At 54.4% G+C, this 14,424-nt stretch carries 14 protein-coding genes and 1 pseudogene; all 15 read right to left on the bottom strand.

Annotated elements, in window-relative coordinates:
* Positions 1–188 (bottom strand): annotated as a pseudogene (locus B5D52_RS14875) (amidoligase family protein); the annotation flags it as partial.
* 14 nt (positions 189–202) lie between these two features.
* Positions 203–484 carry a DUF960 family protein gene (locus tag B5D52_RS14880; protein WP_016149124.1) on the bottom strand — a complete coding sequence of 94 codons (282 nt, stop codon included), beginning with the start codon at positions 482–484 and terminating at the stop codon, positions 203–205.
* 220 nt (positions 485–704) lie between these two features.
* Positions 705–1,847 (bottom strand): hypothetical protein, encoded by a 1,143-nt coding sequence (locus tag B5D52_RS14885; protein WP_147535146.1) that lies wholly within the window; start codon positions 1,845–1,847, stop codon positions 705–707.
* A 113-nt stretch (positions 1,848–1,960) separates the two neighbouring features.
* On the bottom strand, positions 1,961–3,256 hold the full coding sequence (locus B5D52_RS14890) for a zinc ribbon domain-containing protein (protein WP_016149122.1): 1,296 nt from the start codon (positions 3,254–3,256) through the stop codon (positions 1,961–1,963).
* Positions 3,257–3,279: 23 nt separating this feature from the next.
* A complete protein-coding gene (locus B5D52_RS14895; protein ID WP_016149121.1) occupies positions 3,280–3,795 on the bottom strand; it encodes a hypothetical protein in 516 nt (171 codons plus the stop codon).
* 68 nt (positions 3,796–3,863) lie between these two features.
* Positions 3,864–4,703, bottom strand: coding sequence for a hypothetical protein (locus B5D52_RS14900; RefSeq protein WP_016149120.1), 840 nt, complete (start codon positions 4,701–4,703; stop codon positions 3,864–3,866).
* 169 nt (positions 4,704–4,872) lie between these two features.
* Complete coding sequence (locus tag B5D52_RS14905) at positions 4,873–5,808, bottom strand: magnetosome magnetite crystal formation protein family (protein WP_016149119.1); 936 nt, start codon at positions 5,806–5,808, stop codon at positions 4,873–4,875.
* Between the two features lie 69 nt (positions 5,809–5,877).
* The gene (locus B5D52_RS14910) at positions 5,878–6,639 is read right to left on the bottom strand and encodes a PspA/IM30 family protein (RefSeq protein ID WP_016149118.1); all 762 of its coding nucleotides are present in this window, start codon (positions 6,637–6,639) and stop codon (positions 5,878–5,880) included.
* Positions 6,640–6,688: 49 nt separating this feature from the next.
* On the bottom strand, positions 6,689–8,092 hold the full coding sequence (locus tag B5D52_RS14915; RefSeq protein WP_016149117.1) for an SPFH domain-containing protein: 1,404 nt from the start codon (positions 8,090–8,092) through the stop codon (positions 6,689–6,691).
* 146 nt (positions 8,093–8,238) lie between these two features.
* A complete protein-coding gene (locus B5D52_RS14920) occupies positions 8,239–8,802 on the bottom strand; it encodes a DUF6935 domain-containing protein (RefSeq protein WP_016149116.1) in 564 nt (187 codons plus the stop codon).
* A gap of 43 nt (positions 8,803–8,845) precedes the next feature.
* Entirely contained in the window at positions 8,846–10,033 is a 1,188-nt protein-coding gene (locus tag B5D52_RS14925; protein ID WP_016149115.1) for a hypothetical protein, read from the bottom strand.
* A 31-nt stretch (positions 10,034–10,064) separates the two neighbouring features.
* A complete protein-coding gene (locus tag B5D52_RS14930) occupies positions 10,065–11,687 on the bottom strand; it encodes a hypothetical protein (protein ID WP_016149114.1) in 1,623 nt (540 codons plus the stop codon).
* Positions 11,688–11,720: 33 nt separating this feature from the next.
* Complete coding sequence (locus B5D52_RS14935) at positions 11,721–12,530, bottom strand: TPM domain-containing protein (RefSeq protein WP_016149113.1); 810 nt, start codon at positions 12,528–12,530, stop codon at positions 11,721–11,723.
* Positions 12,531–12,544: 14 nt separating this feature from the next.
* Positions 12,545–13,657 (bottom strand): Trm112 family protein, encoded by a 1,113-nt coding sequence (locus B5D52_RS14940; protein ID WP_016149112.1) that lies wholly within the window; start codon positions 13,655–13,657, stop codon positions 12,545–12,547.
* Between the two features lie 102 nt (positions 13,658–13,759).
* Positions 13,760–14,152, bottom strand: coding sequence for a hypothetical protein (locus B5D52_RS14945; RefSeq protein WP_016149111.1), 393 nt, complete (start codon positions 14,150–14,152; stop codon positions 13,760–13,762).
* Between the last annotated feature and the right edge of the window lie 272 nt (positions 14,153–14,424).

Below are 14,424 nucleotides of genomic sequence, written 5' to 3' on the forward strand. Positions count from 1 at the left end.
CGCTCACACAGGGTGATGTTCTCATCTCCTTGATCGTCCGAGAGGAACAGCCGCTCTCCGCAGCAATCACAGACTGTCGTGTACATATCCACGCAGTCCGGGCACAAAATCGTGTCTGCAACCATCGTACAGGCATCCGCCGGAACCCGTTCGCCGCAGCGCTCACAGATATAAGTCGTCTCTTCCATTTTCAAAGCCTCCTTTAGTATTCGTCTGCTAGTAACATGGTGATGTGATCGGGATCTTCGATGATGTACACCTTGGCATCAACAGGCTGCTCGTCCGGAATCGCGACAACGTGCTTGTACTCCGGCTGTTCCTGCTCATGCTCAATGCGCTGGCGGTCACCATCACAGAACAAGTAGAAGATTTGCAGATAATCCCGCTCAGGGACTTCCATACTGTCGCACATGTACCACAAGAGGGTTTGCAGCCAAGGCGGAATGGTAGCCTCAATGCCACGGGTGATGCAACGGGGTTTCATAGTGATCAGCTCCTTACAGAAAAGTAAAAGCCGAAGGATTTCTCCTTCGGCTTCACTTCTATAATATATAGTCCATGTTCTGTCAGTTCCACTTTTATCGTCGCAACACGCATAAGTCTGTATCGCACGCGCAAAATCCATGGTTTTTATCCATGTTTTATCAAAGCATTCAACGATTGCCCGTCAGGCAGAACAAGGGATATCCACATAATACAGCAATTCAAGTCACTGCATTCCATGTATCCGTGCCCACGTCATAGGTGTATATGCTTCCGCTTGGCGCAACCGCATAATAGATTTCGCGCACAAAATGATCCTCGTCATTGGTTCCCAGCGAGATCAAAATACAGGTTTCGCCCCCTATGACTTCGGTTTCTCCTTCAAAGAACATCCGCATTCCCTGCTGCAAATATCCCTGTATCTCATACGCCTCGACAAGAATCATCGCCGCCTCTTCTTCGGTCAGTCCACCCGGTTCGGTAAATTCGCTGTCATAGAGATAGATCCTCAAGTCGATCAGCCGTCCCATTTCATCTGTCTGAGCCATCCAGATACTGCCGTCCGCCACCAGCCAAGGCCAGTCCGGCAGGGAATTGAGCGTCTGTCCCGGCGCCATCTGGTAGGGCAGCGCCTCATACCGGCCTATATTTTCGCCGTCCTGCGTGGTGTCGTCCAACCATACCGTTTGGGATGCCTCATCCACTTTGTAGACTGCCGCGCAGAATATCTCTGCTTTTCTGCCCGCTTCCTGCGGCTGCCATCCGGTATACTTTTTCAAAATCGGGAACATATCATAATCGTATGCGGAAAACAGACTATCTCCGTTGTTAAGCTGCAGCAGTCCAAGCACAATTTCTCCCTCGCAAAGCGTTTTCTGGGCAATGAGAAAATCTCCGACATTGCTCACCGGCCTGCTGCTTTGACCGGCAGCCTCTTGAGAAAGCGTGAGGCGCATCATATCAGGCACTGCTTGTCCCCCATCTTCCCAATATTCCAGATAGCAAAAGCCCTCGTCTTCCCACATGACACCATTCTCCGGGTTTCTGGCCCGTATCTGGAAATTGCCGTCCGCAGAAAATGTAATCCACACTGCCGGTTGGTCAGACATCGGCGGGCAGTAGACCCATTCGCCTTCCATTGCCGCTCTCAGCGCTTGCTCATCCGCAAAATCCAAGGGATCGGCTTGCGGCTGCTGTTTTGTGCTCTCCGCAGGCTTCGCGGAAGAAGGGGCGGTGCTGTCCGAAGGGGATTGCGTCTGGTCGGTTTCCTGAACCGAACCGCCGTCCGGCTCTTTCGGCCCCCAGATGTCCTCCAATGCTTGTAAAGCGGCGCATCCGGGCAGCATAAACACCATCAGCAGCACCAGAAGCAATTTACTGATCGTTTTTTTTCATATAGAACTCCCTCCTTCATAGAAAGCGCGGCTGTCTGCGCGTCCAAATTTCTATCCAGCCATTTCATGCGGCAGTCCCTCTTCTATTCATCCGCCTGCACAATCCACTTGGAATTGACTACCTGCAAGCCGAAGCCACAGAACGAACAGCAGTTATTCTCGTCCGGTATGAAATTGGCACCGCAGGATGGGCACTCCCGTTCGATGAAAAACCTTCCGGTTCCTTTTCTCCTTTGCGGATACCGTGCCCTTTGCAGGGTAAGCGTCTTTTTGATTTTCCGCGTATACGGTTTTTTCCCCTCCGGAAGATAGGTCTCGTTGATGTATACCCGCACGGAAATCCGCGTTGTTTCTTCGGTATGGATGACCTTTTCCAAACGGATCGTGCCGACGCTGTAATCCATCAGATCGGCTCGGCTTACCTGCTGATACAAGGCCTCATTGATACAGGAGCGCAGATAATTTTCCGAATAGCGGACGATTTCTTGCACCATCCGTTCCTGCTCTGTTGTTTTATGCGAGAGATAGGCGATGATCGCCGCCAAAACAAGAATGGCAGTGCCTACGCCCACCGTCAGAGAAATCCTTGTGTTCGGAATGAGCCAGAGACAAAGGAAGATACTGATAAACAGAGGCACTGACGATGCCAGCATCAGCAGCATCCGCTGCCCAAAGACTCCAATCTGCTCGTACAGCTCAAAGGTTTCGGTCTGCCAGTCGTAGAAATCGCTGTGAATCACACCGCCGCAGTAGGGGCAAATCGTCTGCTGGCCGGTAAGCTGCACCTGCGCACTGCAGGACGGACAGTTGATTTTGAGTTTGTCCGCGTAATAAGTTCCCGACTTCTCCGCCCGGTCCGAATTTCGGATATGGCGGGACTGCAGTACCCGGAGGCAGGCGTTTTTGCGATAAATCTCTTGGAGCGGCTTGCCGTCTGCCGCCCGAATGAAGCGTTCGAGTGCGCTGCACTGCAAGACGCATTCGCGCCACTCTCTGCCGTCATCGTTCCATCGCGTGAAGTTGTTTTTGGGCGGCGGGATGATATCGACCACCCGAATCTCGCGATAAATCCTGTGCCGCTGGAGCTGTTCGATCTGCCACTCAATCCGTCTGCGAAAATTCATGTCCATGCGGGCGGGAAGCAGCCTTTTGTCCGCCGCTCCCAGCGGGAGCAAAATTTTCTCAAATGCGTCTTTGATCTCACGGGGAAGATTTTCCTGCCGCAATGGAGAATTGCACTGAGCCAGCAGTCTCCTGCGCTTTCCCAGTTTCCATTTCTGCGGCTGCAGCTCGGAATATTTGATAATTTTCCCGCCGACAAAAAACATATAAACCAAAACGGCTGCCGCCGCCATCACAAAGGCCTCTGATGCACTCATAAAGCACCTCTTCGTCTGCAAATTCAGCGTTTCCGGCGTTTTTCTGTCGATTTTGCGACTGCTTTTTTCCTGACTTTGACCAAGCAATCAATCAGCACGACACCGGAAAAAAGGCAGCCCATAAGAATCACCACACAGGCAAGCAGAAAATCCAGAGGGCCGCTGTCCGGCGGCAGTCTGTATTCGCCTTTTGAAGTGCGGTAGACCTCCAGAGCGATCGTATCACCGCGTTCCAGATCTTCAGCAAACGCCTTATCGCTGCCTTTGATCTTCTGCTTCACGGTATAGGTTTTCCCCTCGACCTCATACTCCAGTTTCACATCATAAGATTCCGTCCTCATGATGCCAAGGTCGTCTTTCTCCTGATTGGCGGTGCAGTACTGTACAACCGCATCGACCTCTCGGATATCGGTCGAGTTCTCGTACTCGCGCATGTAATAATCGCTGGAAACAATGTTAAAAACGCCACCGATAATAAACGCGATGCCGATAACCATGCCCGCCAGAAACGTGGAATTTATTATCTTTCCGGATTTCATAACAACACATCCCATCAAAATAATATGGTATCAAAATACAGCCTCACATTTACTTGAATCTTTTTGACCTATGTCAGCTTTTCCGTGTCAGGCAGCACGGCAAACGCATCGAACGATTGCGCATAGACCGAAAAATCGTACACCCCTGCCATTTCCACGATACGGCCATCCATCATAGAGAGACTGGGCCGGAACTGAATCGCACCGCCGCCGTCGGTGACAGAGATCAGCACATTGGAGTAAATTTCACTGAGATTGCACTGCACAATCACGGCCTCGCCGGGCATTCCCGTATAAAGCGGTGTGCTGGTATCGTCCACATATTCGCCCCATTCGGTGACGCCGGAGGCGTATACCGTCACCGTCCCGTACGGGTTCGGCGGACAGACTGCATACAATTCCTGTCCCTCGGTCATAAGCAGCGCTGCGTCTTGGAGGAATGGCCGCTCCTGCCCGATATCACTGTACGCAATGTAGTCTCGCAGTTCCATCTCCGAGCTTTGGCTGTCCACATAGCCGATAAAAGCAAGGCCGCCTGTGCTCCCGCTCCGGCTGATTTCATCCTGCAGCGCCTCCAGTGCCGGGTCGCCGCCCGAGGTCGCCGGCGGTTCTGCCGGCACGTTCTCCGGATACACCGGACTTTCGGGAATTTCCGGGTTTTCGGGAATTTCCGGACTCTCCGGATTCTGCGAAGGCGTCAGCCTGTCCGGGAAGAAAAATTTTTTGCCCTCCGAAGGCGGTGTTTCGGGAGCGGATGACGCTTTATCTGACTCCGCCGTGCTGTTATCCGATGCCGGAGGGGTCTGATCCCCATCCCGGAATTGCTTCAAGGCCTCCAAAGTACCGCAGCCGGAAAGCGAAAGCAGGAGCAGCAATGCCATGAGCAGCCCTTGCACGCGCTTACTCATATACAACTTCCTCCCCGATGCCCAAGTACCCAAATATAATTTTTTTCATATTTCCTTTCCCTCCAGTTGGCCACTGACCCAGAAAGAGGAGATGCCCCACATCAAAGAGGCGGCATCCCCTCCAAATTCATGCTGTATCCGCGGCTGCTCTGCCTCGTACATTTTTACATTACTTCAAAATCTTAATGCGACCGATGATCGGCACAGGCTTCATCTGACCCTTTGCCGCATGGACGATACCAATAATTGCAAAAATAAAGAACAGCAGATTGAAAATTCCAAAGACGGCAGAAACGATCAGCACTGCCAGCGAGCTGACTTGCAGAAGCACATTGCTCAATACACTGGACAGCACACTGCAAACCAGCGTAACAATACATAAAACAAGTCCCTGATTGGAATGATATCTTGCAAATGGGTCCTTTTTCGCCGCAAAAATGGGGATCAGAACCAAAAGACCAAAGTATGCCAGAATCGCCATGCCCTTTCTCACCTGACCCTCGCTGAGCAGCTCGTCCTGAACCGGCTGCTGGTAGGACTGGTAAGGCTGCTGATAGGGCTGCTGGGGCGCTGCCTGCTGATACGGCTGCTGGGGCGCTGCCTGCTGATACGGCTGCTGGTAGGGCTGCTGGTACGCTGCCTGCTGATAGGATTGCTGGTAAGGCTGCTGCGGTGCTGCCTGCTGATATGGCTGCTGGTAGGACTGCTGCGGCGCTGCCTGCTGATAGGACTGCTGGTAAGGCTGCTGCGGCACTGCCTGCTGATAGGGCTGCTGGTAAGGCTGCTGCGGCGCTGCCTGCTGATAGGGCTGCTGGTAGGGCTGCTGCGGCGGTTCAGCCTGCTGATACATCGTCTGCTCAGATGCCGGCTGCGGAACAGCTGCAGGCTCCTGCGGAGCGACCGGCGGAACCGCTTCCTTTTCCAATACCGCTGTCGGAGCCGAAGCTGCCTGCATGGGTTCGGCAGCAGGCATGGCCGCTGCGGTGAAATTGGTTTCTTGCTGCACCGCTGCCGGTTCCTCCAAAGTCTGTACCAATGTGCCGCAGTTGGGGCAAAACTTGGTTCCTTCATTCAGCTGTATGCCGCAATTCTGACAAAATGCCATTCTAATTCCTCCTTCTCTATTCTGTACAAATTTTGAGAAAACAACGATCTATCCGGATCGGATCGCGTTCTACGAGCCTTTATCCGGTTGATCGATCGGCCAGACTGCCGCATCGTTTTCCGCGTCCGGAGCAGCAGGCTTTATTCCCATGCGTGCTTTCATCGCCTCCAGTTCCAACTGGGCCGAAGAAGCTCCGCAGGCAGCGCCCGCATACTTTTTCTCCAGATCGCTCATCCCCATATCACCGGAGAGTTCCGCATTGAGCGCTTCTCTGGCATCCGCTGCATCGATCCGCTTCTGAATGCTGTCCGCCAGACTGTCAAAGTTTCCCAGCGCACTCTTGCCACCGAGCTTCTCGCTGAGCTGCTGCATTTTCTCCTTGCTTTCTGCAATCCGCAGCTTGGCTTTCAGCTCTCCGATTTTACTTTCTGCCTCCCGGATGTCGGTCAGCAGCTTTTGGGTCATCTGGCGCATGTGCTCCGCGTTCAATCCGGCCTGCTCATAAGCCGCTTCCGCATCCGCCTTTTTGGACTGCAGCTGTCCCTTGGCCTCCAGAAATTTCAAAGCATCGGCATCATTTCCCGATTGAACCGCAGCTTGCGCATACTTTTCATACCGGGCAATCTGGTCGTTTACCTCATCCAGCCGCCGTTTGGCCGCGCTTTCCTCTGCCATGACCGATGCCGTTTCACTCTTCACCTGCGCATAATCCTCCCGTGCATCTCTGAGATACTGATTGAGCAGTTTTTCTGCGTTTTTATTTTCCGCCCCGGTGAGCAAATCATTGATATTGGCACGCATGATATCGCCAAATCTCGAAAGAATTCCCACGGTTTCTTCCTCCTTTCAGGAATACTGTTCCATAATCGTGATCCCGCGATCAAATCAGGTCGCCATCGTCAAATGGATCGCCGCATTCCGGGCAGAACTTCGGGGGCTTTGCACCCTTTTCCGGCTCCCAGCCGCACTTATCGCACCGATACTGCGGAATGCCAGCCGGCTTGGGCCTTCCGCACTCGGAGCAGAACTTGCCCTTGTTCACCGCGCCGCAGGCGCAGGTCCAGCCGTCGGCCGCGGGCTGCGGCTTGCCGCACTCGGCACAGAACTTTCCGGTATTGGTCGTGCCGCAGGCGCAGACCCATCCGCCGGCAGGCTTGGGCACCGGCTTGGGCTGGCCGCAGCTCTGGCAGAACTTGCCCTGATTCCCACTCTGCCCGCAGGCACAGGTCCAGCCGTCAGCAACCGGCTGTGCCGCCTGCTGCGCTGCCTGCTGCTGGCCCATTGCATACAGGTTCTGTGCGCTCATGCCGCCTCCCATCACACCGCCTGCCATGCCCATGCCCATAAATCCTACGGCAGCACCGGCTGTATTTCCGGCAGCGGTCTTGATCGCTTCGCCCTGCGAGCCTACCATAAAGGCTGCCGCCCGCGTGGGGTCCATAAAGGCCGCGTTGCGCTGCAGTTCCTTGAGCATCGCCTCATCTTCCTCCGATGCCTTCACCGACGACACACCGAATTTCCAGATCTCAATGCCGCGGGACAGCGCCCATTCGGAGGAAAGAATCTCGCTCAGTGCGTCGCGAATCTCGGTCGTATGGCCGGGCAAAGCGCTGTAACGGATTCCCATTGCCGAAATCTTGGCAAATGCGGGCTGGAGCGCGGTCAGCAATTCGGACTTCATCTGTCCCTCAATCTGATCCCGGCGATATTCCTGTTCTACATTGCCGCAGACGTTGGTATAGAACAAAATCGGGTCGGTCAGCCGGTAGCTGTACTCGCCGAAGCAGCGGATCGAAATATCAATATCGATGCCAGCCCGCTCGTCCACCACGCGGAACGGGATGGGGCTGGGCGTTCCATATTTATTGCCCATGATCTCCTTGGTGTTGAAGTAGTAGACCCGCTGGTCCTGCCCTGCCTCACCGCCGAAGGCAAATCGTTTTCCGATCTGCGAAAAGGTATTCTTGATGCTTTCACCCAGATCACCGGTGAAAATCGAGGGTGCAATCGAGGTGTCGTAGACAAACTCGCCCGGATCGGCACAGATATCGACCACCTTGCCGTTTTCGACGATACACATGCACTGTCCATCGGCAACCGCCACCACCGAACCGTTGGAGATGACATTCTGGCTGCCCTTGGTGTTGGAACCTCTTCCGGTTGTCCGCTTCTGCCCTTTGCATACCAGCACATCCACTGGGATTGCCTCACAGTAAAAATATTCTCGCCACTGATCGGCCATCACGCCGCCTGCCGCGCCCAATGCCGCCTTAATAAGTCCCATTTTCAGCACTCCTTCTTGATTGATTCATGTCCCGCCCGACGAGATCGGACTCATCTGCGGGGCTTTCAGCATTCATTTCTGCCCGATACGGCTGCGATTTCCCGAAAACCGCTCTGCACAGGGCTGAACTTTTTCTCTTCCCCGGTCTACGCCCAAGGGTTTGCACTCTCCGGCTGCCGGATATCGGTGAGGAGAAACTGTTCCCACAGATACCATTTCCCGTCCTTTGCCTGTCTCAGCTGGATGGGCCGCGGACTGTCCGCACCGCCGGAAGGGATGAACAGCTTGGCAAAGCCCTGATTGAGAAAGCTGTTGTGATCGGCCATGACCCGAATGGTATACGGCTGCTGCGGGGTATAGTCATTCTGCGGGGTCGCACCGCTGAAATAGGAGCGCGGCACATAATCCTTGGTGCGGAACCGATCGCGGATAAAACTCAGCTCCTGCCCATTGAGCAGACGGGGTCCCCGCAGGAAATTCAGCATTTGAATCGAGGTCTCCGGCGCGTGCGGATAAACGCACAGTGCCACCACCGTCATGGCCGCTGTTTCAAACGGGGTTCTCATGGCAGCCTGCGGCAGCGCAGCAAACCCTTCATAGGTATTCGGAACGACCGGGAACACGATGGACTCGGTTTTGTTGCCCATGTTCTGCACCGTGTCCCGCACAGCCTCCCTTGCCTGATTTTTCAAAGAATCAAATAATCCCATTGTGATACTCCTTTCTCCTGCAATCCGACATTTTCCCCTGTGTTCAGCCGGTACTGCGTTCAAAAACCATCCAGTGACCGCTCCTGCCGTTGAGCAGCGGCCGATTGAACATATGACCGATCTCAATCACATCCAGCTGCGGATAATAGCGAATCTCGTAAATTCCCACAAAAGAATAGGGGGCGTCGTATGCAGAATCGGCCGGCAACCCCGTTTCCATCGCGGTGCCGCCGATCAGATCCATATAAAATGCGCTCATCTCCTCCGTAATCCATCCAGCCGGTGTGACCGAAGGGACAAAATCGCCATCCAGCCGTGCATACACCTCGCCCACCGGCGGGCCATAGCAATATTCCACTCGGTCATTTCCGGCCGCATCCCGGTAAAATCTCAGGCGGCACACCTGCGGCTCACCGGAGTCGGTATACTGATCCCATGCCACCCAATCTCCCTGCAGGATCTCGGGCGCTGCAATCTGGAAATCATAATCCTCCACGCTGACCCCAGTATTTGGCGTAAAATCCATGAGGGCGCTTTGTGCACCCCCTAGATAAGGGATTCTGTCATCCTTACCGGGGATCGGATACCAGAAACAGAAGGTTCCGTCGCTGCGCTCCAGACGCACCTGCAAATTGGGCTGAACCATGTCATGGCCGCACAGCAGCAGCAACGGTTGGCCGCTGTCGCTGCTGTAGAGCACGTCCCCGGCCTGCCCGGTTTCATCGCCAAAGATCGGCGAACCCATCCAAGCGCTTACCGTCACCGAAACATCAGTGTCTGCCGGAACAACGCAGTACAGCTGGTGTCCTTCTTCCGCTCGGATCAGGTGGTCTTCTCCCATTCCTGCAAGGAAGGCGTAATCGTCCAGATAGCCCCGCCTTTGCAGCAGGTTTGCATATTCTGCTTCCGTGGGGCCGTTCACATAGCCAAGCAAGGCAACACCGGCCAGCCTGCCGTTCTCCTGCAGGCGGCTGCAAAGAGCCTGATAAGAAGCCCGGGCTGCCTCTTGGCCGCTTGCTTCCGGAGCGGCCGCCGCTGGGAGATTGGCTGCGATCTCGCTGAGCCGGGTGCCCGGCGATGCTTGCGGACCGGCATCCTGCGCCGTGTCATTGGGCACACATTCCCGAACCAGAAACAGCTCCTGTAGGACTGTGCTGCACCCGGTCAGACACAGCAGCAAACACATCGCCGTTCCTGCCAACATCATGCGATACAGACCGTATCTTTTCATTCCGGTTCACCTCCTGTCAATCATCCGGTGATTATCCCGTGTAAAGCATGCCGTCAAAGCATTCGTCTGCCGGGACGCCATTGACCGTAATCGGCCACTGCGAAGCGTCAACCGGGATCCGGTACTCCTGTCCATCCGGCGTCCGCACATCCACATAGCTCAGGCAGTCGGTACGCAGCAGGGTGAGCACGGTTCCCGCGGCAATGAACGCCTGTTTTTGTTCGGGCAGGGCAGTCGCTCCAACCTGCGTCTTGGCCGTCAGGGTGCGCGGCATGTCAAGATCAAAGTAAGATGTCTTTGCAAACGGCAGGCCGCTGGACGTGTCTGCCTGAAAGTCGCCGCTCGCCCACATGGTTCCCAGCAGCTCCTCCCGCTTATACAGCCGGAAGTCGGCAGGGTCGGTGAAGAGAGTCGTCTGGTTTCCTGTGTCATCGGCGAACTGCTCATAAAATCCAAGGCCCCAATATCGTTCGAGCAGCTGCATATCCGGAAGGTGATAAACCGACAGGACATGATATGCATTTTCCAGCATCGTGTCCAGATAAAGCACCTGCTGTCCGTCTGTCAGATGCACGAGATACATCGATCCCATATAGTAACTGCCGATTTCCCCGTCCGGCAGCAGCGTCTTGGCCGTTCCGTTGACCGAGAGATCCAACCGCGTATAGCCACCGAATTCGTCCTGATCGGCCGCAATCGAAATGGTGTCCACGCGAGCATCCCGGCTGTCCAGATCGATTTCCAGCGGTACACCGGGCATCAGACGGATGGCGTATTGCGCGGCCGGATGGCGGAACTTGTCCTGAAACAGCTCAGGAGACTGCCGAAACCAAAGCGATGCCGAGATCTGTCCCTGCTCATCGGGCCCGGTGCTTGCAAACGGAAACGCAAAAGTAACCTTCTGGAAATCAACCGTCCACAGGAATTCCTTCTGCGCGATAGCGGTCTGCAAATATTCCTTGATGTTCCCGCCGGGAACCTGTCCTTCCACGCTGCACTGTTTTTCCAGCAGTGCGGGCAGCCCAGCCGGATCGACAAACACGTCGGCAAGGGTCAGTTCTTTTCCGGTTGCAGGATCAAGATTGGTGCTCCAGACCACCGTGCCGGACGAAAATGCATCGGTGTCAAAGTCTATTTGCTGAAAGATACTCAGGATCGCCTGATCGGCTCTCTGCACCGCATTGTGCTGCGTATAGGTGCTCAGGCCGGCGGCTCCTCCCATGTTCGCTTTCATATCCGCTATCCAGCGTGCGCCGGATTCGGCAGCTTCCCGATTGAGCGCATCCAGCCGCTTGGCCAGCTCCGGATAGGCTGCCGCGTCTGCCTCACTCAAATAGAGGTATTCCCAGGCAGCCCGACAGCGCATCGTTTCATCCTGCCAGATCCAGTCGCCGTCCTCCATCCAGAAGAGCGAAAGAAGCGCTGTGCTCTCCTGCGCAGCTTGCGCCGGGATGGCCGCCTCTGCATGCGCAGTCGATTCCGCCTTGGCAGAAGCGCTGTCAGAATCTGCAGCGGATGCCGGGCTGCCGGAAATGGCCGCTCCAAAGGAATCCAGTCTATCTGTGATGGTTTGCATGGAGAGCGCTTGGCACGACGTCAAAGACATCGACAGCGCCGCCGCCAGCAGGCTCATTCCGATCTTTTGATAAAGCATACAGTCTTTCTCTCCTTTCCTGCTGAACGTTTCTCAAAACTTTCCGCTTTCATGGGACGATCCGCTGCTGTCAACCGATGTGCCGCCGCTCTCCTGTTTTGGCGCAATATACCGTTCCGAACGCGTCGTATGTACAAAGCGGTCATTCTGTCTGGTCAGCATCAGACCCTGTCCATCGATATAAACCTGCGCAGCCTCCTGCATATTTGCTGTTTTCATCTGCGCCTTGAAGTAAGAACAAATCAGAAACGCGATCAGGAGCGGCACCAGAACGCCAACCGCAATCCCAACCAGCGGGCTGCGATCGCTGCCGACATCAAATGGAGTGCCTTCCGCGGCCAGATTCAGGTACCGTTCACAGCAATCCAGATATTCTGTGAATCCGCCGTACCAGTCATCCTCTCCGAATTCATCCAAAAATGCTTCGGCCATTTTCTCTTTGCCATAATCGGTAAATGCGATATTTCCATAGCCGTGCGCCATGATGTCGTAATCCCGATATTCGGTGGAGAACATCAGGATGATACAGCTCTGATCTTCGCCATATCCCATCCCGTACTCCTCAAAAATATACGCAGTGGCTTCCCATGGCTCCATGTCGCCCAGACTGAGAAAGGTGACGATATAGACCGCACACTGATATTCCTGCGTCAGCTCCCACGCCCGTGCGCTTAGCTTTTCCTCTTCTGCGTCGGTCAGAAGGTCGGCTCCATCTGACACCATCGTATAAAATGGAATCTTCGCGGCGTCAAAGGGGGCTTGCTCCGCCTTGGCCACAGCCGGACAGAGCAGCGTCCAGAGCAGGCAGAGCGCCGCGCACAATCCAAAGATTTGCTTTTTCATCCGTCCCGCCTCCCTTACAGCAAAAACCAGAATCCCAGAATGAGTGCCATCAGCGGAACTGCAATGCCCGCAAACCAGGCGAAATACTTTCCCTTGTCCACCGGCAAATCACCAATCAGCTTACCCGTCTGGCCGTTCATGGCAAACAGGAAATTCTGTCCGTTCCATTTTGTGCTGAGCATCCAGACCGGCATCAGCGCATATTTCATATCACCCCGATGAAACTGGAAGCTCTGACTTTGCGCATGTACCGAACCATATCCTTTGACTGTATTGCGCAGCTCGATTGCCGCACTGTTCTCCGCTCGTTTTTGAATCCGCGGCAGGCTGTCCTGCTGATTGACATCATATCGATCGGCCAAAAAACCGGGCAGATAAGCAGTGGAAAAGGGCTTGAGTGCGCTGTAGTCGTACGGTTCAATGGCATCCATGTGCGCATCGGGCATTTTCGTAGATGCGTCCACCGGAATGCGCTCGAATCCGATCCGGCCGCTGCGGTCAACCTCATAATGATCGGTCTCGGTAATCTCATAATCGCCTTCCTGCCAGGTACGGGAATTGGACGCATGATAAGTTGCTGTCCCATCAACCTGACAGTCACACAGCCAGAAGGGTACATAGACCCCCTGAATTTCTTCGATGTGGTTTTGCTCACGAAAGGCCTTGGGCAGGAATTTTTTGCCCTGATAATATTTTTTCAGTGCGTCGACTGCCGCCTGCTTATCCAGCTTGAACGGGATGACCAGCTCCGGCCGCAGTCCGCCGGTAAACTGCCCGGGCACAATGGCCGGATTGCCGCAGTAAGGACAGCTCGACGCGGCAGTCGATGCATCACAAATCATCTCGGCGCCACAGGAAGGGCAGTTGTATGTCTTCATTCCCGCGGTTTCCTGCGCATCCCAGGACACGCCCATCTGCTCAGCCGCAGCGCTTTCCCGATCGTGGGCAGCATCCACTGCGGCCTGCGCCGCAGCCGAAGCCGCTTCTTTTTCGCGATAAATCTTCTCAATTTCCGCCACATCATACGTCGTGCCGCAATAATCACATTCCAGTTTGCCGCTCTCTCCAACAAAGTGCAGCGGGCCGGTACAGGCCGGACATTGATAGGTTGTAACGCCAGTTGCCATAATGGATTCGCCTCCCAAATCACTTTTTGCGCTGTGGATACGGCATGACTTCTTTCACGTCCTGCCAGCCGATTCCTGTCTCCCGCGCTGTCATTCGTTGTCTTATTTCTCACTGTAATGATTCTTCTGCGTTGTCCAGTTCACAGTGGAAACCTGTTCGCCGGCTTCCTGCAGCCGTTCTGCACATCGGAGGCACATATCAATCTCCTGACAGATTAAAAAACATTCATTACACACCAGTCGTTCGCACAGCGGGCACAGATTAAAGAACTGCACCGCTTCTTCCACGGCCTTGGTAAACGCCCTCTGCTTTTCTCTCTCATAAAGCAGGTAGAAGATGACCCGCTTGGACTCCGTTTGGGGTTCTTCTCCCGCTTTGGAAAAAGCAACAGGTGTGCTCTGCCACACCTTTCCACACTCTGGACAAATCAGGTTGAACACAAACTTTTCCTGATCGGAACAATCTATCAAGCGTTCACTGATGATCTGTTTCACCGAACCCCCTCCTCTCTTGGGACCAATCGCTTTTCTGCATCTACAGTAACAGCTTGCTGTTTGCAAATCCATTGCATGATTGTGTATTTGACCGTGATTTTCCCAAAATACATCATTTGTTTAGTCTATTCCGCTTTCTTTGCCGCAGCATTTTTATGGAAATTTCCCACATCTCCCCATCTCCCTGTTCTATAACGACCGGCTGAAAACGCAAAACAGACAGGACAGCGACTTCCAAAAAAGTCGGCTGTTCCTGTCTGTCTGACAAAATT

The organism is Butyricicoccus pullicaecorum DSM 23266 (assembly GCF_900167005.1).
Taxonomy (GTDB): domain Bacteria; phylum Bacillota; class Clostridia; order Oscillospirales; family Butyricicoccaceae; genus Butyricicoccus; species Butyricicoccus pullicaecorum.

Bases quoted from the DNA above. Each gene is read 5' to 3' on its own strand.
- B5D52_RS14915 (WP_016149117.1), bottom strand. From the start codon at position 8,092: ATGGGACTTATTAAGGCGGCATTGGGCGCGGCAGGCGGCGTGATGGCC.
- B5D52_RS14905 (WP_016149119.1), bottom strand. From the start codon at position 5,808: ATGGCATTTTGTCAGAATTGCGGCATACAGCTGAATGAAGGAACCAAG.
- B5D52_RS14900 (WP_016149120.1), bottom strand. From the start codon at position 4,703: ATGAGTAAGCGCGTGCAAGGGCTGCTCATGGCATTGCTGCTCCTGCTT.
- B5D52_RS14890 (WP_016149122.1), bottom strand. From the start codon at position 3,256: ATGAGTGCATCAGAGGCCTTTGTGATGGCGGCGGCAGCCGTTTTGGTT.
- B5D52_RS14895 (WP_016149121.1), bottom strand. From the start codon at position 3,795: ATGAAATCCGGAAAGATAATAAATTCCACGTTTCTGGCGGGCATGGTT.
- B5D52_RS14920 (WP_016149116.1), bottom strand. From the start codon at position 8,802: ATGGGATTATTTGATTCTTTGAAAAATCAGGCAAGGGAGGCTGTGCGG.
- B5D52_RS14935 (WP_016149113.1), bottom strand. From the start codon at position 12,530: ATGAAAAAGCAAATCTTTGGATTGTGCGCGGCGCTCTGCCTGCTCTGG.
- B5D52_RS14880 (WP_016149124.1), bottom strand. From the start codon at position 484: ATGAAACCCCGTTGCATCACCCGTGGCATTGAGGCTACCATTCCGCCT.
- B5D52_RS14925 (WP_016149115.1), bottom strand. From the start codon at position 10,033: ATGAAAAGATACGGTCTGTATCGCATGATGTTGGCAGGAACGGCGATG.
- B5D52_RS14940 (WP_016149112.1), bottom strand. From the start codon at position 13,657: ATGGCAACTGGCGTTACAACCTATCAATGTCCGGCCTGTACCGGCCCG.
- B5D52_RS14930 (WP_016149114.1), bottom strand. From the start codon at position 11,687: ATGCTTTATCAAAAGATCGGAATGAGCCTGCTGGCGGCGGCGCTGTCG.